Origin of the sequence: Actinomadura kijaniata NBRC 14229 (genome assembly GCF_001552175.1) — a bacterium.
Classification (GTDB): Bacteria; Actinomycetota; Actinomycetes; order Streptosporangiales; family Streptosporangiaceae; genus Spirillospora; species Spirillospora kijaniata.
The window spans coordinates 63,093-85,583 of sequence record NZ_BCQR01000009.1; the positions used below are offsets into that span (position 1 = coordinate 63,093).

At 70.5% G+C, this 22,491-nt stretch carries 25 protein-coding genes and 1 tRNA gene; 19 read left to right on the forward strand and 7 right to left on the reverse strand.

Going from position 1 to position 22,491, the window contains the following annotated elements; genetic code table 11:
- Positions 1-209 precede the first annotated feature (209 nt).
- The 3 genes from AKI01S_RS03840 (at position 210) to AKI01S_RS03850 (ending at position 1,913) form a co-directional block, all read left to right on the forward strand.
- Positions 210-869 (forward strand): hypothetical protein, encoded by a 660-nt coding sequence (locus tag AKI01S_RS03840; protein WP_067812303.1) that lies wholly within the window; start codon positions 210-212, stop codon positions 867-869.
- Positions 866-1,288, forward strand: a complete 423-nt coding sequence (locus AKI01S_RS03845) for a hypothetical protein (RefSeq protein ID WP_067812305.1) — start codon at positions 866-868, stop codon at positions 1,286-1,288. Before AKI01S_RS03840 ends, AKI01S_RS03845 begins: the two co-directional genes overlap by 4 nt.
- Before the next feature lie 133 nt (positions 1,289-1,421).
- A complete protein-coding gene (locus tag AKI01S_RS03850; RefSeq protein WP_067812307.1) occupies positions 1,422-1,913 on the forward strand; it encodes a DUF488 domain-containing protein in 492 nt (163 codons plus the stop codon).
- Between the two features lie 70 nt (positions 1,914-1,983).
- On the opposite strand, the gene AKI01S_RS03855 is transcribed toward AKI01S_RS03850, so the two are convergent.
- Positions 1,984-2,841 carry a DUF8757 domain-containing protein gene (locus AKI01S_RS03855; RefSeq protein ID WP_067812309.1) on the reverse strand — a complete coding sequence of 286 codons (858 nt, stop codon included), beginning with the start codon at positions 2,839-2,841 and terminating at the stop codon, positions 1,984-1,986.
- A 353-nt stretch (positions 2,842-3,194) separates the two neighbouring features.
- Between AKI01S_RS03855 and AKI01S_RS03860 the strand changes: the two genes are divergently transcribed.
- The 8 genes from AKI01S_RS03860 to AKI01S_RS03900 all read left to right on the forward strand — a co-directional run bounded on the left by AKI01S_RS03860 (position 3,195) and on the right by AKI01S_RS03900 (position 10,953).
- On the forward strand, positions 3,195-4,685 hold the full coding sequence (locus AKI01S_RS03860) for a hypothetical protein (RefSeq protein ID WP_067812310.1): 1,491 nt from the start codon (positions 3,195-3,197) through the stop codon (positions 4,683-4,685).
- 90 nt (positions 4,686-4,775) lie between these two features.
- Positions 4,776-4,958 (forward strand): hypothetical protein, encoded by a 183-nt coding sequence (locus AKI01S_RS03865; protein WP_067812312.1) that lies wholly within the window; start codon positions 4,776-4,778, stop codon positions 4,956-4,958.
- A gap of 74 nt (positions 4,959-5,032) precedes the next feature.
- Positions 5,033-5,269 carry a hypothetical protein gene (locus AKI01S_RS03870; RefSeq protein ID WP_067812314.1) on the forward strand — a complete coding sequence of 79 codons (237 nt, stop codon included), beginning with the start codon at positions 5,033-5,035 and terminating at the stop codon, positions 5,267-5,269.
- Entirely contained in the window at positions 5,266-6,246 is a 981-nt protein-coding gene (locus AKI01S_RS50165) for a hypothetical protein (RefSeq protein ID WP_157419642.1), read from the forward strand. Before AKI01S_RS03870 ends, AKI01S_RS50165 begins: the two co-directional genes overlap by 4 nt.
- An 875-nt stretch (positions 6,247-7,121) precedes the next feature.
- On the forward strand, positions 7,122-7,475 hold the full coding sequence (locus tag AKI01S_RS03885; RefSeq protein ID WP_157419643.1) for a hypothetical protein: 354 nt from the start codon (positions 7,122-7,124) through the stop codon (positions 7,473-7,475).
- 124 nt (positions 7,476-7,599) lie between these two features.
- Positions 7,600-9,987, forward strand: a complete 2,388-nt coding sequence (locus tag AKI01S_RS03890; RefSeq protein ID WP_157419644.1) for a P-loop NTPase family protein — start codon at positions 7,600-7,602, stop codon at positions 9,985-9,987.
- Positions 9,988-10,281: 294 nt separating this feature from the next.
- The gene (locus AKI01S_RS03895; RefSeq protein ID WP_067812322.1) at positions 10,282-10,644 is read left to right on the forward strand and encodes a hypothetical protein; all 363 of its coding nucleotides are present in this window, start codon (positions 10,282-10,284) and stop codon (positions 10,642-10,644) included.
- 102 nt (positions 10,645-10,746) lie between these two features.
- Positions 10,747-10,953: a hypothetical protein gene (locus AKI01S_RS03900; protein ID WP_067812324.1), complete on the forward strand. Its 207-nt coding sequence runs from the start codon at positions 10,747-10,749 to the stop codon at positions 10,951-10,953.
- 525 nt (positions 10,954-11,478) lie between these two features.
- On the opposite strand, the gene AKI01S_RS03905 is transcribed toward AKI01S_RS03900, so the two are convergent.
- Positions 11,479-12,114 carry an IS630 transposase-related protein gene (locus AKI01S_RS03905; RefSeq protein ID WP_083998854.1) on the reverse strand — a complete coding sequence of 212 codons (636 nt, stop codon included), beginning with the start codon at positions 12,112-12,114 and terminating at the stop codon, positions 11,479-11,481.
- A 223-nt stretch (positions 12,115-12,337) separates the two neighbouring features.
- Between AKI01S_RS03905 and AKI01S_RS03910 the strand changes: the two genes are divergently transcribed.
- The 6 genes from AKI01S_RS03910 to AKI01S_RS52465 all read left to right on the forward strand — a co-directional run bounded on the left by AKI01S_RS03910 (position 12,338) and on the right by AKI01S_RS52465 (position 18,484).
- Entirely contained in the window at positions 12,338-12,532 is a 195-nt protein-coding gene (locus AKI01S_RS03910) for a helix-turn-helix transcriptional regulator (RefSeq protein WP_067812327.1), read from the forward strand.
- A 152-nt stretch (positions 12,533-12,684) separates the two neighbouring features.
- On the forward strand, positions 12,685-14,388 hold the full coding sequence (locus tag AKI01S_RS03915; RefSeq protein WP_218009541.1) for a hypothetical protein: 1,704 nt from the start codon (positions 12,685-12,687) through the stop codon (positions 14,386-14,388).
- Between the two features lie 399 nt (positions 14,389-14,787).
- Positions 14,788-15,879, forward strand: coding sequence for a bifunctional DNA primase/polymerase (locus AKI01S_RS03920; RefSeq protein WP_067812329.1), 1,092 nt, complete (start codon positions 14,788-14,790; stop codon positions 15,877-15,879).
- 41 nt (positions 15,880-15,920) lie between these two features.
- On the forward strand, positions 15,921-16,151 hold the full coding sequence (locus AKI01S_RS03925; protein WP_067812331.1) for a helix-turn-helix domain-containing protein: 231 nt from the start codon (positions 15,921-15,923) through the stop codon (positions 16,149-16,151).
- 135 nt (positions 16,152-16,286) lie between these two features.
- Complete coding sequence (locus AKI01S_RS03930; protein WP_067812333.1) at positions 16,287-16,508, forward strand: helix-turn-helix transcriptional regulator; 222 nt, start codon at positions 16,287-16,289, stop codon at positions 16,506-16,508.
- Complete coding sequence (locus AKI01S_RS52465) at positions 16,505-18,484, forward strand: tyrosine-type recombinase/integrase (protein ID WP_067812334.1); 1,980 nt, start codon at positions 16,505-16,507, stop codon at positions 18,482-18,484. The genes AKI01S_RS03930 and AKI01S_RS52465 overlap by 4 nt, the downstream gene beginning before the upstream one ends.
- A gap of 88 nt (positions 18,485-18,572) precedes the next feature.
- On the opposite strand, the gene AKI01S_RS03940 is transcribed toward AKI01S_RS52465, so the two are convergent.
- From AKI01S_RS03940 to AKI01S_RS50170, 3 genes are all read right to left on the reverse strand, one after another.
- Positions 18,573-18,654 (reverse strand) — tRNA-Tyr (locus tag AKI01S_RS03940).
- A 69-nt stretch (positions 18,655-18,723) separates the two neighbouring features.
- The gene (locus AKI01S_RS03945) at positions 18,724-19,461 is read right to left on the reverse strand and encodes a peptidoglycan-binding protein (RefSeq protein ID WP_067812336.1); all 738 of its coding nucleotides are present in this window, start codon (positions 19,459-19,461) and stop codon (positions 18,724-18,726) included.
- Positions 19,461-19,616 carry a hypothetical protein gene (locus tag AKI01S_RS50170; RefSeq protein WP_157419645.1) on the reverse strand — a complete coding sequence of 52 codons (156 nt, stop codon included), beginning with the start codon at positions 19,614-19,616 and terminating at the stop codon, positions 19,461-19,463. Before AKI01S_RS50170 ends, AKI01S_RS03945 begins: the two co-directional genes overlap by 1 nt.
- 250 nt (positions 19,617-19,866) lie before the next feature.
- Here AKI01S_RS50170 and AKI01S_RS03950 point away from each other — a divergent pair, with 250 nt between their 5' ends.
- The gene (locus AKI01S_RS03950; RefSeq protein WP_067812338.1) at positions 19,867-20,355 is read left to right on the forward strand and encodes a YajQ family cyclic di-GMP-binding protein; all 489 of its coding nucleotides are present in this window, start codon (positions 19,867-19,869) and stop codon (positions 20,353-20,355) included.
- Positions 20,356-20,505: 150 nt separating this feature from the next.
- Here AKI01S_RS03950 and AKI01S_RS03955 read toward each other — a convergent pair whose 3' ends face one another.
- Positions 20,506-20,784 carry a helix-turn-helix domain-containing protein gene (locus tag AKI01S_RS03955; RefSeq protein ID WP_067812339.1) on the reverse strand — a complete coding sequence of 93 codons (279 nt, stop codon included), beginning with the start codon at positions 20,782-20,784 and terminating at the stop codon, positions 20,506-20,508.
- A gap of 35 nt (positions 20,785-20,819) precedes the next feature.
- On the opposite strand from AKI01S_RS03955, the gene map reads away from it, so the two are divergent.
- A complete protein-coding gene (gene map / locus AKI01S_RS03960) occupies positions 20,820-21,590 on the forward strand; it encodes a type I methionyl aminopeptidase (RefSeq protein WP_067812341.1) in 771 nt (256 codons plus the stop codon).
- Here map and htpX read toward each other — a convergent pair.
- Positions 21,587-22,441 carry a zinc metalloprotease HtpX gene (gene htpX / locus AKI01S_RS03965; RefSeq protein WP_083998858.1) on the reverse strand — a complete coding sequence of 285 codons (855 nt, stop codon included), beginning with the start codon at positions 22,439-22,441 and terminating at the stop codon, positions 21,587-21,589. The genes map and htpX overlap by 4 nt on opposite strands.
- Positions 22,442-22,491 lie beyond the last annotated feature (50 nt).

Genomic DNA, 22,491 nt, shown 5'->3' on the forward strand with positions numbered 1-22,491 from the left:
GCCGTCCCCTCGCCCGCCTGGTCCGGCCGTGTGCCGGCGGGTGGGCGACCGGGGCGGTCGCCGTGGCCGACCTGGTCCTGCCCGCGCTGCAACGGGCCGCTGGACGGCGGCCCCACCCACTTCTACTGCACTCCCTGCGGTCGCGGCCTGCCCGCCGCCGACCTGCCCCACGAGACCCACCGTCCCCTGATCCGCCACCAGGAGAACCGATGATCAACCTGCGCAAGACCGCCCCACCCCACCGGGCCGACCAAGCCCGCACTGGGGTCACGTTCGTGCCGCCCACCGGCCGCTCCCTGACCGTCATCCAGCCCGCCGACGACCAGACCAGTCAGGTCGCCGACCTGTGGCGACTGCACGACCAAGCCGCCCGCGTCCACCGCCAGCGCGCCCTGGCCCACCTCGCCTTCGCCGTCCTGGTGGCGGTGCTCGGCGTGACGCTGGCCGCCACGCTGTCGCTGGCCGCGCTGTGGGAACTGCTCACCACGCTGGCGGCCCTGTACGGGCTGTGCATGGCCGCCACCACGCTGTGGGACTGGACCACCCAGCACTACCAGTGGCCCCGCACCTGGGACCCGACCACCGGGTTCGGCTACCGGCTCACCACCACCGGCTACCGGCCACGGCGCCGCTGGTACGCCCCTGGCCAGACCGTCCTGCTCACCCACCCCGCCGCCGACCCCGTCGCCGTCAACGGCCCCGACGCCCCGCCCGACGAGGTCGTGCACGTGCTGTGGTGGATCACCGACCCCGCCATGGACCAGCCGTGGGTGGTCATCCACCGCAACACCCAACCCGCCCAAGCCGTCCCGCTGAACCGCCTAGCCCCGCTCCCGGTCCGGCCCGACCGCACGGAGGCCCGACGATGACCACTCCCCACGGCCACACCCCCGATCTCGCCCCCGACCCCGCGGCCGACTCCGCGACTGACTCCGCGTCCGACGCCGAACAGCGGCGCGGTCTGATCGGTTACCTGCTGGCCCCGGCCGACTGGTCCGCGGGCGAGGTGTACATGCTCACCGGCATCGCCGCCGGGGCCACCTGGCTGATCCTGACCCACCTCCTGTGTGCCCCGGCCAGCGTGGCGGGGCTGCTGACCCTCATCGTCGCGCTGCTGGCCTTCGCCCAGTTCCGTCAGCGGCACCTGCGCCACCACGCCCCGCACGAGGACGAACGCGAGGACCAAGAGGAGGGCCAGGACGAGCTGGCCGACGGCCTCAACGAGGCTGACGCCAGCAACACCGTCGACGCCCCGGCGACCGTGCCCGACCCGCACCGTCAGCCCTGACCGCCCTCTCGGCCGCCCCGGCGCTCCTAGCCCTGCCGTTCCATGGCGAGGTCAGGGGCCCCGGGGTAACGAACACGCCGCAACCAGCGGGGACCGGTTCCCCGTCCGGCGACCCGGTGGAAAGGTGAGCGGCATGCCCAACCCCAACCAGCCTCTCAACCAGCGCCCCGACCAGCGTGCCAGCCAGCGTCTCGGTCAGCGGTGTGGGGTGACCGGCCTGGGCTATCAGGGCCACGACCTGGACTCCTTCCTCAGCATCCTGGCCGCCGAGGCGGTCGGCACGGTGGTGGACGTCCGGTTGACGCCGATCTCCCGCAGGCGCGGGTTCTCCAAGCGCGCCCTGGCCGCCGCGCTCGCCGACGCCGGAATCGACTACTGGCATGTCCCCCAGTTGGGCAACCCCAAGGACAACCGGCCCGGATTTGCCGCCGGGGCCGCCGAGGTGGAACAGGCCAAGGCCCGCTACGCCGCGCACATCGCCACCGAGCCCGCCCGCCAGCAGCTGGCCGCGATCGCGGAGCTGGCGGCCGATCGGCGGGTGGCGTTGCTGTGTTTCGAGGCCGATCAGCAACGCTGCCACCGCGACGTCGTCCAAGCCGCGCTCCAGGAACACCTACACCTCTGATCCTGTCGTCCCTGACCCCGCGCCCCTGCACGCCGGTGCCACCGACCGGGACGGTTCGTCCACTCTGGGGTCAGGCGGGCGGGTAGAACACCCCGCCGATGATGAAAGAGGTCATGCGTTTTTGCTGGTTGCCGACGTAGAACACGGTGTCGCGGTCCGGCGCGCACATGATCTCCAGGAAGTTCCGCCGCAACCGCACCATCGCTTCGGCGTCGTCCAGCCCGGTCAGGCGGCGCTGCAGGACCACGAACTCCCAGTCGTACAGGCCCTGCCGGTGCCCGCGGCAGTCCGGTGACTGGCACAGGTACCGGTACCAGCCCTTGAACCGGGGCGCCTGCAAAGGGGTGCGGGGCCCGTCCTCATCCAGGGCGAGCTGCTGCACATAGGCGTCGATCTTTTTCTTCTCGGCCGGGCTCCACCCCGGATGCGGCTGCAGATCCAGGCCCAGCACCGTGCGGGGGCGGATCGCCGCCATCGAGGCCACCTGGCCCGGCCGTCCGTCGCGGGCCTCCTGCTGGACCTGGCACATCGACTTGTTCACCAGGTCCAGCACCAGCGGCCGCCGCTTGGCCCAGCTGCTCAGATGGCTCTCGCTGACCGCGCTGCCCAGCTCAGGCCGGAAGCTTTCCGGTCTTGGGTCGGTGGCGCTAGGACGGGCTCGCAGCCGCACCACGTCGTACTTGCGGAACTGCTTGTCGTCCTCCAACGCCCGGAAGTTGATCGGGTACAGCCGCACCCACCCCGGCCGCTCGGTGTCCAGGCGGATCCCGGCCACGCACACCGTCTCGCCGTAGGTCTGCGAGGGGTTCGGCGCGGCCTTCACCGTGATCAGCACCCGCATCTCGATCGGCATCCGCACGGTCGGCTTGACCAGCGGCTCATCGGGGTCGGGTCCAAACAACGACGGCTGATCAGCGAAGGCCCCCATCGCCGCGCTCCCTCACTCCCGCCAGCCCCCCGACAAAACATGACGTACCACCCGCGCGCTTCGGCGACGCCCCCACGACCACCACCGGCCACCAACCACCTCGACCACGACCACGACCTGCGGTGACCGGCCTTCGCTGGTCACCGCCCACGCACTTTTTGAAGCAGAGGTGATCTGTGATGCTGCCCGACCTTCCCCGCGCCCCCGACCTGGCTGTGCTGGTCGGCGGCGGCCTGGCCGCACTGTGCGCTCTGACTCTCCTGACCTGGCTCCTGTGGGCTCTCACTCGTGCTCACCGCTCTCCTCACCCCGATGCCCCCGCTACGGGCTCGCGCACCGCGCCCCGTGCTCGGTTGGAGGACGTCACCACCGTGCTGGCCGCGTGCCTGGCCACCGCCGTGGCCGCCACCGGTATGTGGAAGTTCTTCGGCGACGTGCTGGACCTGCCGATCCCGCTACGGGTGGCGCTGTTCGCCTTCGTCGAGGTCGCCATGGTCACCTCGGCGCTGCGCGCCCGCCGCAACGTCCGCGAGTCCGCCAGCCATTCAGCCGGGGCTGACGGGATCGCGGTGTGGGTGTTCACCGCGCTGTCGGCGGTGCTGTCGGCCAGCGACGCCGACGGCGTCCGCCAGGCCCTGATCCGCCTGGCGGCTCCGCTGGTGGCCGCCTGGCTATGGGAACGCGGCCTGGCCGCCGACCGCCGCCGCGCCACCGGCCGCGCCGGCCGTATCCACTGGCGGCTCACTCCCGAACGGCTGCTGGTGCGCTTGGGGGTCGCCGAGCCAACCGGGCGTACCGCCTCCGACGTCGATGGCCACCGCCGCCTGGCCCGTCTGGCCAAGGCCGCCAAGAAGGTCCGCATCCTGCGCGCCGCAGGCGCCAAGCCCCGCACCCTGGCGCGAGCGCTGGCCCGCCTGGACAAGGCGATGGACGCCGCTGTCGAACACGCCCACCTGGCCACCGACCCGACCCGCCAGCAGACCCTGCTGGCCCAAATCAGCCTGCTGTATCACGCCTCGGACCTGGCCGACCTGAACCTGGACGCCCCCTGGCAACCCGCCCCGGCCCCCTCGGCTTCGACCGCGGCGCTTTTGCCGCCCGCCGACCGGCCCCGCTCGGAGGAGCTGGTGGCGCTGGGGTTCGAGTCGGCCAAGGTCCAGACCTACCTGGCCGACCGGTTCGGCCTGCAGCTGGCCGAAGGCGACATCACCCGCGCCATGGCCCACACCCCCGGCGCGGCCCCGGCCGCGGCGCTGCACGCCCGCCTGGGCATCGCCCCACCCCGCCAGGCAGACCCCGACGACTCCGCGGCTCAGACGACCCCCGACCCGGTCACCCCACCAGTCCCGGTCTCAGACCAGCTCCCCAAGCAGGCCACGGACCCGGTGCCGGACCTGGTCGCAGGTCGCGCAGCGAACCAGGTCCACGACCGGCCCGGCGACCAGGGACCCGCCCGTGACCGGACCCAGGTCCCACCACCCTCTGACGGCCAGGTCCCAGACCCGGCGACGTCATCGAGTTCGGACCCCGACATCAACGCCGTCCCGGCCCCGGATGCGGACCTGGCATCGGACCGGTCCGCCGACACCAACCACCCCGCCGACACCGCCTTGGGAAAGGAGGTCCCAGAGCCGTCCAAGCCGCGCCGGACCCGCAAGCGCAAGCGGGCCCGAACCTCGCCGCACGAGCGCCTGGAGGAGGCCCGCACCATCGACGCCCAATACCGCGCCGAGCACGGACGGCCCATCCCCGCCGAGAAGCTCGCCCGCGCGATGCGCATCGGCAAACCCGCCGCCCTGGACCTGGTCCAAAAGATCCGCAGCAAGCACATCACCGCCGCCTGATCCATCCCCGGTGGAGACCTGGCGTCTCCGCTCCGGTTCCGCCCCCGGTCATCCGGCCTGGGGGCTCATCACTTGTTAGGAGAACCTCTCATGGCCCTGTTCGCTGTGCTCACCGGCGGGCTGATCATCTTGATCTGGTCTCGTCAGATCAACAACTTCCTCGCGTTCGTCCTGATCTCCTGGGGGCTGCTGGCGGCCTCCACCCCGATCGGCGAACCGATGGTGAAGATCCTGCGCGGTCTGTCCAACCAGATCGACGGGTGGCTGTCATGACCCACCCCATCCCTTCCCGGCCCGCCGGCCCCCCGCCACCGCCCGTCGCACGCATGACGGTGCGGGCTGTTGGCGTGCAGATGGTTCGCAACCGCCCCTCGCTGGGCGCGGTGGCGTTCCTGCTGGCGGTGCCCGGTGCCGCGCACGCGGTGCTGAGCTGGCCGATCTGGACCGTGGCCGCCCCGCTGTGGGGGCTGTATGTGGCGCTGATGCTGTTCGTCTCCATCACCGAGCTGCGTCACCCCCCGGCCGTCACCCCGTCCACCGACTCGCCCGCCGCCAAGCCGAGGAAGGAGGACCACCAGCCGTGATCGAGTTGCTGTTTCTGGGGGGCGCGGCGTTCGCGGGCGCGGCCCACGCCGCCCGTCAGGCCCGCGCCGCCCACCCCACCGGCCCGGCCCGACGCACCCAGCCGGGTCGCGCCGGTGGCTGGACCGAGCCGCGCCCCTCCCTGCTGGTCAAGGCGTGGAAGTCAGCCGGTGGCCCTTACACAGAGGAAGAACAATTGGCCGACGCCATCGCCGACCTGGGCGGCCGCGCCCTCGGCAAGGCGGTGCGCGGCACCGCCCGCCCGATCGGCCAGAGCGGCCGCGCGGCTGGTCGCCAGGGTCGCCGTGCCGGGCGGTGGGCTACCCGGACCGCCGAGCGCCGTTGGGAACGACGGGAACGTCCCCACCGGGCTTTCATCGCCTTCCCCCATCGCCGCGGCCACGGCGACAGCGGCGACCAGGACAACCAGGCGCGGCCCGCCGGTTCCACCCCGCCCGGCAGGGATGCGGCGCGGCAGCCCGCCCCACCACGCCGCCAGGGCACGCCCCCGCCGCTGTTCCCCGACCAGCAGGCCGGGGGCGGCCCGCAACCCGCACCGCGCCCCATCGGCGACCACTTTGCCGCCCGGTCTGCTTCGCCGTCTGCCGCGCCGTCCCGGCCGGGGACCGCGGCGGCGGGTGCCGCCGGGGCGCGGCGGCGGGCGCGCGCTCGGGTGTGGGCGGCCGGTCCGCCAATCAACATGGACCCGCCCACCTCCGACGCCGAGTTCATCGAGACCAGCATCGACCTGCAGCAGTTCTTGCGCGGGTTCGCCGCAGCCGTGGAGGACTTCACCGACGAGGTGATGATCCGCCGCATGCCCGCCGCCGTCACCAATCCCCTGCTGCAGATCGGCGAGCACATGACCGAAGCCTCCGCCGCTGTGCAGCGCGGCGCGACGGTGTTCGAGGTCATCTTCGAAGAGGCCATCGACCTGGCCGCCGCCGGGATCAAGTTCACCGGCGACGACCCTGTGTAACAACTTTCGCTCTTCTCGTGCCAGCTCTTCCGCGCTCACCCAGCTCCGCAAACGGCCCGTCTGCGTCACAAAAGCTGAGCGTTAAAGGCTTGTAGAGGGAGGTGAAGCATTAGAGTTCCAACTGGACCTCGTACCTTCTAAAGGTACGAAGTTCCAAGGAAGCAGGCGCCCTCACCCGAGGGTCAGGACGCCTGCACCAAAGGCGAGTGCCTGCCTTGGTCAGAAGAGGTGCGTCACCACCTCAATGACCTGTGCCGCAGCGGCAACAGCCGCTGCGGCAGCAGACACTGCAACCGCCCATACTTCGATGCGGTTCTTCCTCACTCCATTCTCACCTCCCTGCGTGGAGCGCTCTCACACAGGAAGCCGAGAAAGAACCCACATCACGACAGTCGAAGGTCAACCCCAACGCAACATTCAGGCGCTGGCGAGCCCCTCGCATCATCTGCTCATCTGTCGCCTTAGCGATTCTGGCGATGCCACACACCAAGCGCAACCGAAACTTGTGCATTTCGTACACGCCGACACTCTCCGGCGGCGTTTCTCGGCCCTATTTTTTGTAGAATCTCTACAACAAGAACAAGCTGCAGCGACACACAGCAACGTCACCTTTGTTCTTTAGGACAGCGCTGAAAATGTCCACAAATCGGACATGATCAAGCGTCTACCTGCGGACATGGCTAGTACAGCGCTCGGAAAAATTTAGGGCCGTAGCCATGCAGCATGGCGCGACGGTATCCGAGGCCCTCTTCGAGGAAGCCATCGACCTGGCCGCCGCCGGGATCAAGTTCACCGGCGACGACCCCGTCTGAGCCATCCCCCGCTCGCCTACTCGTTCCTGTTTCGCCTTCAGCTCTCTGTGAGGGAGGACGCCCATGCCCACACCCCCGCCCCGTCCCCGACCTCGGCGGCACCGCTTCAGCCGCCAGGGCGCCTATCAGGTGGTGTTCGAGCCGCCCGAGTCCGACGCCGAGTTCATCTCCACCACCCTGGGCATCGCCGATCTACTGGCCGCCTTGGCCGACATGGTCGAGGACTACCGCGACGACCTGATCAGGCGGCGCATGCCCGCTCCGATCGTCGCCCAGTGGACGACCGCCGCCGAGGAGCTGCGCGAGGCCGCCTACAACGCCCGCAACGCCGCGACGACCTTCGCCGACATCTTCGAGGAGTCCCGCGAGATCGCCGCGGCCGGGATCCGCATCCTGGGCGGCCGCAACGCCGCCTGACCCGTCTGTCCGTCTCGTTTCGTCTCGCTCGCTACGCCGCTGCGCCGCCGACCTCCCCCGGCGGCGCAGCGGCGCTTTTCGCCTGCCCCCGCAACCTGCAGATCCTGCGAAGGAGTGATCTCCCATGGCGCGTTCCTCCCGCGGCTTTGGCCGCCCCGCCCCCCGCCAACCCGGCCGCCCCGGCAAGGGCCGCGGGCCCTTCGGCCGTGGTCGTGGTCGTGGTCCGGCCGCGTGGTCCGACCACAGCGACCTGGTGATTCCGGTGCCCGCCGAGTACTACGCCGCACAATCCCGCCCCTCCTGGATCGGGCGCATGGCCCGCGCGGCGGTGCACGGCTATGTCGGGTGGGTCCGCCAGTCGCCCGACACCCGCGGCCTGGGCACCGGGCTGGCCGCCCTCTACCCGGTCGGGCACCTGGCGCACCAGTACGCCGCCGCCGATGCCCTGCTGCTGGGCGCGTTCGCGCCCCCGGCCGCGCTGGCGGCCTGGGTGGCCACCTACAAGCGGCACGGCTCGCCCCGCTACTCGGCGACGTTGGCGGCCACCGCCGCCGGGGTTCCGGTGTGGCTGGCCACCGCCGCCCACACCGGCATCACCAACCTGCCCACCCTGCTGGCCTACACCGCCGCCGCGTCGGCCACGTGGTCGGCCTACACCTGGTCCGATGTCCTCAAGCACCGCCGCGCCCTGGCCGCCCGCCAAGCCCAGTGGCAGACCATCGCCACCGGCACCGAGCTGGAAGGCTCCCGGCTGGTCAAGACCGAACCCACCCACGTGGGGGTGCGGTTCAAGGTCGACGTCGGGACCGACGGGCCGTCGGTGTCCCAGCTGCTGCGCGGGAACCTGGCCGAACAGATCGCCCGGCTGTACGGCATCGGGGTCGACCAGGTCCAGTTGAGCGGCCAATCCTCCAGCGCCCGCATCCTGTGGATCACCCTGCAGCTGCGCGACCCCTGGGCCCAGCCCGTCCTGCACCCCGTCCTGGCCCCCACCGACACCGCCACCGACGCCGCTGCGGCGCTCGACGCCGGTGGGGCCGATGCGGCCCTGGTCCCTGGCGCGTTCGGCGCCGGTCCGACCGCGCCGGGCAAGGGATGGCGATCCATCACCGATGGCCCGTTCGTCCTGGGCACCATCCCCGAGACCGGCCAGGACCTGGTCGTGGAGGTCTACGACGAAGGCGGCGCGATGCACGTCGATGTGTTCGCCGGCACCGGCGGCGGCAAGTCCACGTTGCTGTCCAACCTGGTCGAACAGGCCGACGAGTGCCGCGACGCGCTGGTGATGGCCATCGACCTGGGCAAGGGAACCATCCCCCACCTGTGGCGCGAGGTCCTGGACGCCGCCGCCGGAATCGGTGAAGAAGACAAGGCGCTGCAGATCCTGGAGTGGGCCGCCGCCCTGGTCGACGAACGCTCCCTGGAATCTGGCGGCCGCAACCACGTCCCGACCCCGACCGCCCCCGCCGTGATCCTGATCCTGGACGAGATGGACACCCTGGTCGGCACCGACTCGGCGATCGCCCGCGAGGCCAAGCCGCTGGTCAACCACATCCACAAGCGCGGCCGCTCCGGTGGAGTGGTGCTGGTCCGCGCCGGGCAGCGCAACGTCGTCCAGCACACCGGCAGCAGGGAGGGCCAGGCCAACGCCACCACCACCATCGTGCTGCGTCTGAAGACCACCAAGGAGATGACCCGCACCATCGAGGAGTGGCAGACCCTGGGCTTGCCCGACATGGCCACCTACGCCCCCGGCGTCAAGGGCGTGGCCCTGGTCGTCGGCGACGGCGGCGACTGGGCGGTAGGCCGGGTCCGCGACCTGAGCGACTTCGACGCCGTGCGCGAGCTGTCGCAGCGGCGCGGTGGCCCCATCGCCCACCTGGAACCCCACATCGCCCAGCGTCTGCCCGGCTACACCCAGCGCCACTTCGTCGCCGCCGGTGGCCCCGGCGGTGGTCCCGGCGACGACCCGGCCACCCATCAACAGCCGTCCCTGCCCGACGACGCCGGCCTCCCTCCGAGCCCCGACGCCACGCAGCCGCCCCGGCCGCCCGAACCCGCCCCGCCGGTGGGGTCGCCGCGCGGCGGTGACGGCAGCTTCGGCATCGACCCCGGCGACGACCAGGCCGTCACCCAAGCAGCCGACGGCCTGACCGCCGAGATAGAACGGCACCTGGCCAACATGCCCGAGCCCCCGGCCACCCCCACCTCGCTGGAGGAGCTGCTGGCGGCAAAAGACGCGCTCGGCAGCATCGGGACCAACTCGCCCGAGGCCAACCGCAAGCTGCCGGTACCGCCGCACATCGCGGGCCCGGTGCTGCACCTGCTGCGCGCCCGCGCCGCCGACGGCGCCCGCCGCGGAGAGATCGACGAAGTGCTGGGCACCTCCAAGACCAAGGGCACCGACTGGATCAAGCTCTTGCTGGACCACGGTCTGATCGCCCGGCGCGGCAACACCAAGGCCACCCGCTACTACCTCCCCGAGTACGCCCCCGACGATCACCAACAGTGACCGTCAGGGGTTCCCCTCGGTCTGCCGTTTCGACCGGGTGATTCGACCCGTCATTTGACCCACGATTCGACCTCGCGCGCGCGTAGTCAGCAATAACGGCCGAATGGATCGAATGACGGGTCGAATCACCGGGTCGAATCCCCGTCTCACCTCTGCTCACTCCCTGTTACGCGGACGCCGACACGCCCCGGCCTACCCGGACGTGCCCAGCGTCGCCCCTTCCGTCACGCGGCCCTCGTTCGGACCCGGCCGCACCTGCCCGCCGCGCCCTGCCGCCCCTTCCAGGAGAGCTCTATGTTCGGTCCCCTCTTGCCCCCGGCTCTGGCCTCGCCCGCCCCGACCGTCACCGCGACGCTCACCCCGGCCCCCACCCCGCCCAGCACCACGCCCGGCACCCCCGAGCCCGGCGAGGCCACCGGTTCCGGCGGCCTGATCTTCCTGCTGCTGCTGTTCGGGCTGCTGTGGGGGACCGTCTACCTCATCGACGCCTCCCACTACCCGCTGCGGACCTGCCGCCGCTGCAACGGCACCGGCTGGCAGCGCTCGGCGATGTTCAACGACGCCATGCGGATCTGCCCTCGCTGCAACGGCACCCGCCGCCAGCTACGCCCCGGAGCCCGCCGCCCCACCGGCCCCACCCGCAACCTGCCCCGCTGACCACCCGGCGTGCGCCCGAACACGCCGCCGCGTCGGCCGGGCGGCCCTGGCGGCCGCCTCCCAATCGGCGTCTCCGCGCCTGGCTCGGGGAACACCCCGAGGATGTCCTACTACCTGCAAGAGGCCGCCAAGTTGTTGCGGCGGGTCTCCGACTACAACGAGAAGGCCAACAAGGACAACCCCGAAGTCCTGAACGCCAAGCGGGAACAGCTCGCTGCCGCGTTCGCCGAGCTAGCCGCCATCGAGCGCGGCCTACGCCCCACCGACATGCTCTTCGAGATCATGCAGCGAACCACCCCCGACACCTGACCACCAGGACCACGGCCCACTCACCCTCCACGCCCGGACGGCCCCGCGCCGTCCGGGCTTTTCTTCGCCCCTTCACACCCCACCAGCATCACCAGCAGCGACCGCGCCGACCGCCACGGCAGCTCTCGCCACCGCGACCACAACAACGCTATGACCTGGCATTTCATCGCACTGTGACCGGTCACAGCGCTAAAAAGCGCGCCCGCGCGTAGCGCTGAACCGGAGATCGACCGCGCCTAGGAGACGGTGTGTGATCTGCGTCTCGGTGGGCGGTGGCTGCGAGTAGGGAGGGGCCCCACAGAACCAAACCAGGGCCAACTGGAACCAACCAGGGCCAACGTGTCCTCACGAACGATCGTTCAGCATCAACACGCTGCGTAAACGGCTACGGTCGCCGGTGGACGATCATGGATTGCCCGCCCTTCACCGGTGATGCATGATCTTCCGCATGCCGCCCCGGCGACATGGCCCCGCGGCAGGTACCCCCGCCACACCAGCCTTCTCCCGGCTTGCTTTGCGCTGCCCTCAACCAGAAAGGAGTCCTTGTGCGGACCGAGGTTCCTCGTCGACGCCGTGGCCCGCAACAGCTTCCAACGCCTGCATCCGCTGGAACTCCTCGCGGACCTGGCGCACCCGTTTGGCTGCCGCTCGCAGACTGGCGTCGTACTGCTGCTCTGGGTTCTCGTCCACGGTGGTGGGCTGGGCGTTGCGGCCCCAGGTCTGGGGGTGACGACGCTCCAGATAGAAGATGACCGCGCGCAGGTTCGGCGGTGCCAGGTCCTCCTCGGTCTCCTGCACCAGTTGACCGGTGGCCGCGTCGCGATAGCGCCGGGTGCGGCTCTTGACCACATAGCCGCCCTCGACCAGCGTCCGCAGCCGCCGGGCAGCATGGAGTTCCCCTTGCGCGTGCGCGCGCGTAGCTGCCTGCCAGAAATGTCGAAAAGGTAGCTCGCTGTCCGCGACGGTCTCGCCCCGGTCGGCGGCTTCGTCGGCTTGGCGGCCTCGTTGCAGCCACCGGTACAGAGTGCGCTCGCCGATCCCGGCAGCCTGAGCGGCAGCCTGCACGGTGAGGCCGTAGCCGATCGCGTCCAGGACCTTGGTGCGGAGATGCTCGTCCAGCAACCGCAGCGGTCGACCGCGACCGCGTTCACGCTCGTTCATGGCTGCCAGACCCTATGACCTGACCGAATCTTGCGTCCGCGCCTTCGCTCGGGGCCTGGTCAGCCACCCAAACAGCACATGTGATCGAGGTCACGTCAGTTCTGGGTGGGTGCTCTCCGGACTTAAGCGGACCCGCCTCGCCACGATCCCACCCTGTCGGACACCTCCAGGTTCCGACGGCCCGTTCAGGACCGTCCTGGACCGGCATGACGAAAGGGTGGCCATGTCCCACACCGGCGAAGCGCTGCTGACCGTCTCCCAGGTCTGCGCGGAACTGAAGATCTCTCGCTCCACCTTCTTCGAGTGGCGACGCCGCGGCCACGGCCCGGTGTGCGTCCTGCTGCCCGGCGGCCGTCTGCGTATCCGCCGCTCGGCGCTGGACGGCTGGCTCGCCGCGCTGCAGAGCCCCATCTCGTAACCCGTTTCCATCCGCGGGTTCCCAGCAGCGGGATCAGCTCGATCCCCGCATCGGCCGCCTCGGCGGCCACCGCACATGCAACGGGGCCCTCCTCACCCGGCCAGGCAAGAGGGCCCCGTCGCGAACCACACGCTCTAACAGGAGGGTCGCACGTGGCGGACAACGAGCACAACGTCCCCAACACGCCCGATGCCACCCAGCACGAGCAAGGGCCGCAGCCCGTGCCGCCCGTGCAGGATCCGGCCGTCAACACCGCAGCGACCAATGCCGTCGACGAAGGAGGCAGCAGAGCCAACCTGCCGCGCCTGCAAGCAGGGTCGGGCCCTGAGACCATCCGCGTCCTGAAGGCCGCCCTCGCGCGGAACACGCTGCCCGACACCTACGTGTCGGCCGGGTCCCTGGTGCACATGGAGACCGTGTCGGGCGGGCTCGCCAGCCCGGCCGCTGACGAGGACTCCCCACTGCCGATCACCGCCAGCCCCATCACCCCTGCCACCCTCGCTGCCCAGCTGGCCGAACACGCCTACGTCTACCGGGTCCGGGCCCGCAAGAACGGCAAAGGCGATCCGGAGTTCTACGAGGAGGAGATCACCCCGCCGCGCGAGATCCTGGCCGCCGTCCTGGCCGCCAAGACCTGGCCCGGCGTACTGCCGCTGCGCGGGGTGATCGGCGCTCCGGTGCTACGCCGCGACGGCACCCTGCTCCAAAAGCCCGGCTACGACCCGGCCACCGGCCTGTACCTGGCCTCCAAGGTCGCCTTGCCCCCGGTTCCCGATCACCCCACCGGCCAGCAGGTGGCCGCCGCCCGCGAGTTCCTACTCAACCGGTTCCTGCGCGACTTCCCCTGGGCGAGTGCGGCCGACCGCGCCAACTACATCGCGCTGCTGGTCACCCCGATCCTGCGACACTTCACCCGCTCACTGACCCCATTCGCATTGATCGACGCGACCATGCCCGCCTCGGGCAAGAGCATCCTGACCGGCGGCCCCGGCATGTTGTACGGCCAGCGCGTCATCCCCTGGGCCTACACCGAAGAGGAGCTACGCAAGAGCATCACCGCCGTGCTGGCCGAACAGGTGGGCGTGGTGGTGTGGGACAACCTGGCCGAAGGCACCGTGATCGACTCGGCCACCCTGGCGCTGCTGCTCACCACCGGCGTGTGGTCGGACCGTCAGCTGGGGGCCTCGCGCACCGTCGCCACCGTCAACGACCGGCTGTGGATGGCCACCGGGAACAACCTTCAGGTCGGCGGCGACATGGCTTCGCGCACCGTGCGGGTGCACCTGGACCCGAACATGCCGCGGCCCGAGCAACGCGACCAGAGTCGGTTCGGCATCCCGCACCTGGACCAGTGGATCACCGTCCCCGCCAACCAGCTGACGGTGCTGTGGCATCTGCTGGTGCTGGTCCTGGACTGGACCCGACAGAGTGCCCCGCGCGCCGACACCGTGTCGATGCGCCAGTTCACTCCCTGGGCGCAAGCCCTGGGCGGGTTCCTGGCCCACCACGGGATCGAGGGGTTCTTGGCCAACGCTGCCGACGTGCGCGGCATCGACGAAGACGAAACCCGCTGGCGCGCGTTCCTGGCCTGCTGGCACAGCCTGCACGGCACCAAGCGCATGACCGCCGCCGAACTACGCGCCTCCGGCGAACCCGACCGGTTCGGCGCAATGGGCGAACACGACCCCTGGGAAGGCCAGTTCATCACCACCCCTGCCGGCCGCCCGCCCAACGTGCTGGGCCTGGGTCGGCTCCTCACCGGTCAGGTCGGCCGGTGGCGCGGCGAATACGTCATCCGCTGCGCCAAGAACGACCGCGGCGACCGCAACGTGTTCTGGGTTGAGCGCCATGCCTGAACCGACTCGCGCCACGAGCCCAAGACCGCCGAAACATCTCCGCAATCTCCGCATCTCCGCAACGGTGCCAGCCACCAGCAAAAACGCGTGCGGAGATAGAACTCCCCGCCGATCCTCCATCTCCGCAACTCCGCAACCGGTGCGGAGTTCACCCCCCGGCTGCGGAGATGGCCACACCCCGGCTATCTCCATCTCCGCACGTCTCACCGCAGGTCACCGCCACAACTGCGGAGTTGCGGAGTTGCGGAGATGGTTTGGCCCCTCCCCCACAGCAGTGCAGAAGACCGCCCTCGAAACGTGTGCGCAGGGGGATGCCTCCTGCCCCGCTTGGACGCCGAGCGCATCCGGCCTCCGCGCCAACCCGACCGAGACATCCCCCCATCCGAGAACGGAGCGTTGATGACCACCTTCATGTCCTCACCGTCACGGCCCTCCGGCGACCTCGCCCTGACCCTGGCCGCGCTCGGCTGGCACGTGTTCCCGCTGTCGGCCCGCGACAAGCGGCCCCTCGCCAACTGCCTGGACTGTCGCGACAACCCTGAGTGCGCCCGCGACGACTACACCGCCTGCCCGTGCCTGCCCGACGGACAGTGGTGCCACGGCGTGCGCGCCGCCACCACCGACCCCGACCGCATCCGCACCTGGTGGCGACGCCAGCCCGCCGCCGTGCCCGCCGTGGCCGCCGGGCCGTCCGACCTGGTGCTGATCGACCTGGACGCCCACACCGACCAGCTCCCCGCCGACCCCGCCACCGAGCTGCTGCCCGGCACCCCGATCACCCCCGGCGACCTCCCCGGCGGGTTCGATCAGATCCGCACCGGTCGCGACGTCCTGCTGCTGCTGGCCCGGATCCGCGGCGGCAACCACCCTTGGCCCTCCGACCCCGTCCACCGGCCCGTCAGCGTCGTCACCCCCTCCAGAGGCCGCCACCTGTGGTACCGCGCCCCGCGCACGGACGGCGGCCGTCGGCTCCGCCAGGCCCTGGGGACGCTCGGCTGGCAGATCGACATCAAGGCCGGATGGAGCTACGGCATCGCCCCTGGTGCCACCACCGCCAAAGGCCCCTACCAGGTCGTCACCGGCGACCCCGCCCACGTCGGCCGCATGCCCGACTGGCTGGCCGACGAAGTCCTGCGCGTCGCCACCGACCGGCCCGTTCCCCCACCGGCCCCGGCGCCTGCCGCGCCACCGGCCAGCGGCGGCCGACCGGCTGCCTACCTGACCACCGTCATCGACAACGGCGCCGCCGAGCTGGCCGCCCTCGCCGACGGCCGCCAGCGCGCCCTGTCGGCCCTGGCCTACAAGGTCGGCGGTCTCCTGTCCTGGTCCGGGCTGAACCGCGGCGACGTCGAGGACCGCCTCGTCGACGCCGGACTGGCCAGTGGCCTGCCCCAACGCCTTACCCGCCGCATCGTCCACCGCGCCCTGACCAACGGCCTCGCTCGCCCGCTCGCCGGACCGACCAGGCACGCATCCACAGCGGTCCGCTGATCCGGGCACCCACCACCACTGCCGCTACGAAAGGAGCCCACATGATCTCTGTTCGCACCGTCGAGGTCAGCCCCGCCTCGGACGTCCAGTTGCACACCGTTCCCGACGCGGCGCGGATCCTGTCGCTGAGCCGCTCGGTTCTCTACGAGGAGATGAAGCAGGGGCGGCTCCGCTGGGTCAAGCGCGGCCGTTCCCGCCTGATCCCCGCCACCGCCATCGCCGAGTACGTCGCGCTGCTGGAAGCCGAGACCGAGGCCGCCCCGGCCTGCTGACACCCCCCAGGCGCGGAGGCTGCCCCTCCGCGCAATCCCCCAAGTTCGACGGCCCCGACGGCCGTACCGCCAAGCACACCGTCGAGGCCGCCACCCCTTTCACCAAGGAGCGTTAGAAGGATGCCCCGATCGACCATGGTCAAGAGGCCAGTCGGCGCAAAAGCCCTCCACGACGGGCCCGAGGAGTTCCTCACGCTGGCGGAATTCTGCAAGGCGCTGAAGATCTCCCGCCAGACCTTCTACGACTGGCGGCAGAAGGGCACGGCCCCGACCTGCCACGTGCTGCCCAACCGGCAGATCCGCATCGCGCTGGCCGACTACAAGGCGTGGCTGAACGAGCGAAAGGACGTTGCGTGACCCGCGCACGCAAGACCGGCCCCGGCTCCTTGGTGGAGCCGGGGCCCGGCCCCCAGACCGTCTCCTACGAAGTACGGATCTCCGAGAACATCCAGAGAATCGACCGCGCCAAGGGCAAGCGCTCCTACCGGGTGCGGTGGCGGGTCGCCGGGCATCGCAAGAGCCGGAACTTCACCAACAGCGCCCTGGCCATCAGTTTCCAGTCCAAGCTGCGCACCGCCGCGAACGAGGGCGAGCCGTTCGACGTCGAGTCCGGCCTCCCCCTGTCCTTGATTCCGAAGGAGGAACCGGAAGAGGCCGCCCCGCCTCCCACGTGGTACGAGTTCGCGATGTCCTACGCCGACATGAAATGGAAGGAGGTCTCGCCCAAGTCCCGCCGGGGCATCGCTGAGGCCCTGGGGACCGCGACGTTGGCGCTGGTGCGGTGGGAGGACAGACCCCCGGCTCACGGCGAGATCTACCAGGCGCTGACGACATGGGCCTTCACCGGTGAGGCCCGTAGTGCCGAGCCTCCTGCGGAGCTGGTGAAGGTCATCGACTGGGTGAAGGCTCACTCGGTGGACGTCACCGAGCTGGCCGATCCGGACCTGCTGAGGGAAGTGCTCCGACGGCTCTCGCTGACGCTGGACGGCACGAAGGCCGCTGCCGCCACGTACTGGCGAAAGCGGGCGACCTTCTACAACGCCCTGTCGTATGCGGTCCAGAAGAAGCACTTCGACGCTAACCCCCTGCCGTCGGTCAGCTGGACGCCTCCCAAGAGCACCGATGTTGTCGAGCGCAACCAGGTGGTCAACGAGGTGCAGGGGCATGCCCTGGTGGACGGGGTCGGCTGTCAGGGTTCGATGGGTCAGCATCTCCAGGCGTTCTTCGGTTGCCTCTTCCTGGCTGGGCTCCGGCCGGGCGAGGCGGTCCTGCTGGACCAGGATGAGCTGGACCTTCCCGAAAACGAGAACGAGTGGGGTTGGATCCACCTGGGGGATTCCTCCCCCGAGGTGAGCGGTCGCTGGACCGACAGCGGCAAGCGCGAGAGGCGCTCTCTCAAGCACCGGAGCGAGAAGGAGACCCGGTCGGTTCCGGCCTGCCCGCCGCTGTGCAAGCTGCTGCGCAGGCACATCGCCCTGTTCGGCACCGCCCCCGACGGCCGGCTGTTCCGCGGGGAGAGCGGCGATGTCCTGTCCGAGAGCGTCTATAGCCGGGTCTGGCAGGCGACCCGGGACGCCGTCTTGACCCCCCACGAGGTCAGGGGTCCCTTGGCGAGGCGGCCCTACGACCTTCGGCATGCCCGCCTGTCGATCTGGCTCAACGCGGGGATCCACCCTCCACAGGTCGCCGAGTGGGCGGGCAACAGCGTCAAGGTCCTGCTGGGCGTCTACGCCAAGTGCCTGACCGGCGGCGTCGCCCAGGCGCTGGCCAAGCTGGGCTGGGACCAGGGCATGGACGTGCAAGAGCAGCAGCCTCTGGACTACGACGTCGAGTGGCCGATCCGGCTGGAGGAGGTGACCTGGTGTGAGCTGGCCCTGGACTACGTCGACTGGAAGTGGGAAACGATCAAGCCGACAACGCGCCGGGGCGTCGTCGAGGCCCTCACCAAGGTGACGATGGCCATGCTCCCCCGCAAGGGGCCGTGGCCGACGACACCCCAACTGGGCCGGGCTCTGACCACCTACGCCTTCAACCGCGACCGCTGGGAGAACATCCCCGGAGACCAGGCCGAGGTCATCGCCTGGGTGGAACAGCACTCGCCCCTGGTCGGTTCTCTGGCGGACGTGGAGATCCTTCGAAGCGTTCTGGAGCATCTCGGGACCCGCCTGGACGGCCAGCCCGCCCAGCCGGCCGTCGCGGCCCGGCGGCGGTCCGTGCTGTTCAACGTCCTGGAGTTCGCCGTCGCTCAGAAGGCGCTCGCGAGTAACCCTCTACTGTTCCGGTCGTGGGGCCCCTCTGATTCTGGGTCCCGTATAGGTCCCGATCAGCCGTAGAACCCCGGTCGCGGCCGTACACAACCGGACATCAACGTAAAAGGCCCCTCACCAGGTTCGCCCTGGTGAGGGGCCTTTTTTCGTGCTGTGGCGGGTGCAGGGTTCGAACCTGCGTAGGCTAAGCCGACGGATTTACAGTCCGCTCCCATTGGCCACTCGGGCAACCCGCCGGGGCTCCGCGTTCCGCGGTGGCACTGGAAAGAATAGCGGAACCCGGGCGTGGTTGTGACATCGGGCGGCTAGGCGTGGACGCGCAGCAGGATGGCCCATGTCTTGGGTCCCACCACGCCGTCGGCGGTGACGCCGCCCCACTTCTGGACGGCCTTCACCGCGTCCTCGGTGGTGCGGCCGAAGTCGCCGTCCAGCTCGACCTCGGGGTGGGAGCGGGCGAGCAGGAGCGCCTGGACGCTCTCCACGTGCTCGCCCTTGGCGCCGCGTTTGAGGGTGGGCAGTTTCTTCACGAGGTTCTCCGTCCAGTTGGGCGCGGGCGTGCTGCCGCCCGGCGCGGAGTCGTAGGCGGGACGGCCGTAGCCGGCGATCGAGCTGGCCGAGCGGACGCGGCGGCGCACCGCGTCGCCGGTGTTGCCCTCGATGGTCTGGACACGGCCACCGCCGAGCACCTTCTCGATGATCCCGACGTGGTCGATCGCGCCGACGGAGTTGGAGTTGCCCCAGTCGAAGAAGACGATGTCGCCGGGGCGCGCCTTGTCCAGGTTGGCCGCGGTGCCGGTGTGCCAGCGGCCGATGCGCTGGAAGTCCTGGGCGTGCCAGACGGTGTAGGCCCGGTCGCCGGAGGGCAGCACGGCCTTGGCGTTGCCGGAGCGTCGGGCCCAGTAGGTGACGGCCATGTCGCACCAGGCGGCGCTCAGGAAGTCGTCGCCGTGCCGGGAGGCGTAGTCGCGGGTGATGCGGTTCGGGCGGCCCGACAGGCCGAGGGAACGGCGGGCCTCGGCGAGCATCGCGGCGGCGGTTCCCATCAGTCGGCCTCCCCGCGGTAGACGCCGTCGGCGTCGGGGGGCCCGTAGAGGTCGCGGAGGATCTGCTCCTCGTCGGGTTCGGTGGCGCGGTGGACGTCGGGGTGCGCGTCCACCATGTGCATGTTGGAGAGTTCTTCGCGGTCGGCCGGTTTCACGGTTCCTCCGGGAACGGTCTGTGTTCGGTAGACCGTAGTGGGGGTTTTCCTGGTTTTGGTGGGGTTCAGCGGACTTGGAATGGCCGGTGGGGTGGTGCCCGCTCGGACGCGTTCGATGCGTGTGCGGAGGCGCACGATGGGGTGTCCGGGTCGATACGCTGGGCCTGCGAACGCGCCCGTGGCGCTGGCAAGTTCGCGTCTGGCCGGGGACCGGCGCAGGCGTTCTCGCAGCTAGAGGGACTGATCAGCAGTGGCAGACAGCAGTTTTGACATCGTCAGCAAGCTCGACCGGCAGGAGGTCGACAACGCGCTGAACCAGGCCACCAAGGAGGTCGCGAACCGGTTCGACTTCCGGAACGTGGACGCGGGCATCCGGTGGTCGGGCGAGACGATCGAGATCCAGGCCAACACCGAGGAGCGCGCCAACGCCGTTCTGGACGTGTTGAAGGACAAGCTGGTCAAGCGGCAGATCTCGCTGAAGGCGATCGACGCGGGCGAGCCCCGGCTCTCGGGCAAGCTCTACAAGCTGTCGGTGTCGCTGAAGGAGGGCATCTCCCAGGAGAACGCCAAGAAGATCAGCAAGATCATCCGGGAAGAGGGCCCGAAGGGCGTGAAGGCCCAGATCCAGGGCGAGGAGCTGCGGGTGTCGTCGAAGAAGAAGGACGACCTGCAGGAGGTCATCTCGCTGCTGAAGGGCAAGGACCTGGATGTCGCGTTGCAGTTCGTGAACTACCGCTGACTCGCGGGGTCACGCGGCCGGAGCGCCGGGGGGTTGGTGGTCCGGCCGCGTGACGTCCCTGATGAGCGCGCCGACCTCTTCCCCCGCAGAAGCCGTCGGCGCGCTCTTGTTTCTTTGACGCCGGAGGCGGCCCGGAGGTTCGGAGATTTTTCAGCCGGCCATGGAGGCGCCGTCGCGGCGGTCCTCGAAGCCGTCGAGGGTGCGGGCCAGCTCGGCGAGGTCCAGGTCGAGGACGCGGGCGAGCGCGGCGACGGTGAAGAACGCGGGGACCGCGATGGCCCCGCGTTCGATCTTTCTGAGGGTCTCGATGGAGATCCCGGCCTCGGCGGCGACGGAGGAGGCGGGGCGGGGGCCGCGGGCGGCGCGCAGGATCTGGCCGAGGGCGCGGCCCCGGTCGCGCTGTTCGGAGGTGAGCGGTGTGCGGACCATGCGAGCATTCTAATACTGGTATTAAAATACGCGTCATGGTGACCTATCGAAGCCCCCGGGAGTGGAAGATCATGCGCGAGGCCGGACGTGCCGTCGCGCGCACACTGGCCGCGGTGCGCGACGCGGCCGAGCCGGGCGTGCCGCTGGCCGAGCTGGACGCGGTGGCGGCGCGGACGCTGAAGGAGATGGACGCGCGCTCGTCGTTCCTGGGCTACCGGCCGGACTGGACCTCGGTTCCCTACCCCGCGATGGTCTGCGTCTCGGTCAACGAGGTGATCGTCCACGGCGTCCCGCACGCGCACATCACGTTGAAGGACGGCGACGTGGTGTCGGTGGACTGCGGGGCCGAGGTCGGCGGCTACCACGGCGACGCGGCGATCACGTTCGTGGTCGGGGAGGCCGACGCGGACGCCGAACGCCTGGTCGCCGCGACCGCGCGGGCGCTGGACGACGCGATCGCGGCGGCGCGGCCCGGCAACCGGATGGGAGACATCTCGCATGCGGTGGACCGGGTCGCGCGGGCGAACGGCTACGGCGCCCCCGACGGGTGGGGCGGCCACGGCATCGGCACCGCCATGCACGAGGACCCGGGCGTGCCCAACCGGGGCAGGCCCGGCCGGGGCCTGCGGCTGCGGGAGGGCCTGACGATCGCGATCGAGCCGATGTTCCACGAGGGCGGCGGGAACGAGACGCGGGTGCTGGACGACGACTGGTCGATCGCGACGGCCGACGGGAGCCGCGCGGCGCACTTCGAGCACACCGTCGCGATCACCGCGGACGGACCGCGGGTCCTGACCCTTCCCTAACGGTGACCCGCCATCCGCTCCAGCCGGGCGATGCGCTCGGCGGTCGGCGGGTGGGTGGAGAACAGCCTGCCGACGCCGCCGCCCCGGAACGGGTTGGCGATCATCAGCGAGCTGGTGGAGGCCAGCTGCGGGTCCTGCGGCAGCGGCAGCGCCTGCGTGCCACGTTCGATCTTGCGCAGCGCGGAGGCGAGCGCCAGCGGGTCGCCGGTGAGCCGCGCGCCGGAGGCGTCGGCCTGGTACTCGCGGGTGCGGGAGATCGCCATCTGGACGACGGCGGCGGCGAGCGGGCCGAGGACCATCATCAGCAGCGCGCCGAGCAGGCCGGGCCCCTCGTCGTCGTCGGACCGCCCGACCGGCAGGAAGATCGCCAGATTGGCCACATAGGTGATCACGGTGGCGAGGGCGGCGGCGACCGAGGAGATGAGGATGTCGCGGTTGTGGACGTGCGACAGCTCGTGGCCGAGGACGGCGCGCAGCTCGCGCTCGTCGAGGATCTCCAGGATCCCCCGGGTGGCGCAGACCGCGGCGTTGCGCGGGTTGCGGCCGGTGGCGAACGCGTTGGGCTGCCTCGTCTCCGACACGTACAGCCGCGGCATGGGCTGGCGCGCGGCCGTGGCCAGCTCCCGCACGATGCGGTACAGGGCGGGGGCCTCGACCTCGCTGACCGGGTGGGCGTGCATGGACCGCAGCGCGATCCGGTCGCTGTAGAAGTACGCGATCCCGTTGGTGACCAGCGCGATGACCAGGGCGATGGTGAGCCCGGCACGACCGCCGAGGGCCCAGCCGACCGCCAGCATCAGCGCCGACAGCGCGGCGATGAGGACCGCCGTCTTGACGCCGTTGAACCGCACTTCCGCCTGCCTCCCCGTTGTCGGAGTGTCACTCAATGCAACGGTTTGAC

Bases quoted from the DNA above. Each gene is read 5' to 3' on its own strand.
- AKI01S_RS03840 (WP_067812303.1), top strand. From the start codon at position 210: ATGATCAACCTGCGCAAGACCGCCCCACCCCACCGGGCCGACCAAGCC.
- AKI01S_RS03955 (WP_067812339.1), bottom strand. From the start codon at position 20,784: ATGGTCCGCACACCGCTCACCTCCGAACAGCGCGACCGGGGCCGCGCC.
- AKI01S_RS03925 (WP_067812331.1), top strand. From the start codon at position 15,921: ATGATCTCTGTTCGCACCGTCGAGGTCAGCCCCGCCTCGGACGTCCAG.
- AKI01S_RS03865 (WP_067812312.1), top strand. From the start codon at position 4,776: ATGGCCCTGTTCGCTGTGCTCACCGGCGGGCTGATCATCTTGATCTGG.
- AKI01S_RS03850 (WP_067812307.1), top strand. From the start codon at position 1,422: ATGCCCAACCCCAACCAGCCTCTCAACCAGCGCCCCGACCAGCGTGCC.
- AKI01S_RS03890 (WP_157419644.1), top strand. From the start codon at position 7,600: ATGGCGCGTTCCTCCCGCGGCTTTGGCCGCCCCGCCCCCCGCCAACCC.
- AKI01S_RS03855 (WP_067812309.1), bottom strand. From the start codon at position 2,841: ATGGGGGCCTTCGCTGATCAGCCGTCGTTGTTTGGACCCGACCCCGAT.
- AKI01S_RS03900 (WP_067812324.1), top strand. From the start codon at position 10,747: ATGTCCTACTACCTGCAAGAGGCCGCCAAGTTGTTGCGGCGGGTCTCC.
- AKI01S_RS03845 (WP_067812305.1), top strand. From the start codon at position 866: ATGACCACTCCCCACGGCCACACCCCCGATCTCGCCCCCGACCCCGCG.
- AKI01S_RS03885 (WP_157419643.1), top strand. From the start codon at position 7,122: ATGCCCACACCCCCGCCCCGTCCCCGACCTCGGCGGCACCGCTTCAGC.
- AKI01S_RS03920 (WP_067812329.1), top strand. From the start codon at position 14,788: ATGACCACCTTCATGTCCTCACCGTCACGGCCCTCCGGCGACCTCGCC.
- AKI01S_RS03905 (WP_083998854.1), bottom strand. From the start codon at position 12,114: ATGAACGAGCGTGAACGCGGTCGCGGTCGACCGCTGCGGTTGCTGGAC.
- AKI01S_RS03895 (WP_067812322.1), top strand. From the start codon at position 10,282: ATGTTCGGTCCCCTCTTGCCCCCGGCTCTGGCCTCGCCCGCCCCGACC.
- AKI01S_RS03945 (WP_067812336.1), bottom strand. From the start codon at position 19,461: ATGGGAACCGCCGCCGCGATGCTCGCCGAGGCCCGCCGTTCCCTCGGC.
- map (WP_067812341.1), top strand. From the start codon at position 20,820: ATGGTGACCTATCGAAGCCCCCGGGAGTGGAAGATCATGCGCGAGGCC.
- AKI01S_RS03910 (WP_067812327.1), top strand. From the start codon at position 12,338: ATGTCCCACACCGGCGAAGCGCTGCTGACCGTCTCCCAGGTCTGCGCG.
- AKI01S_RS03930 (WP_067812333.1), top strand. From the start codon at position 16,287: ATGGTCAAGAGGCCAGTCGGCGCAAAAGCCCTCCACGACGGGCCCGAG.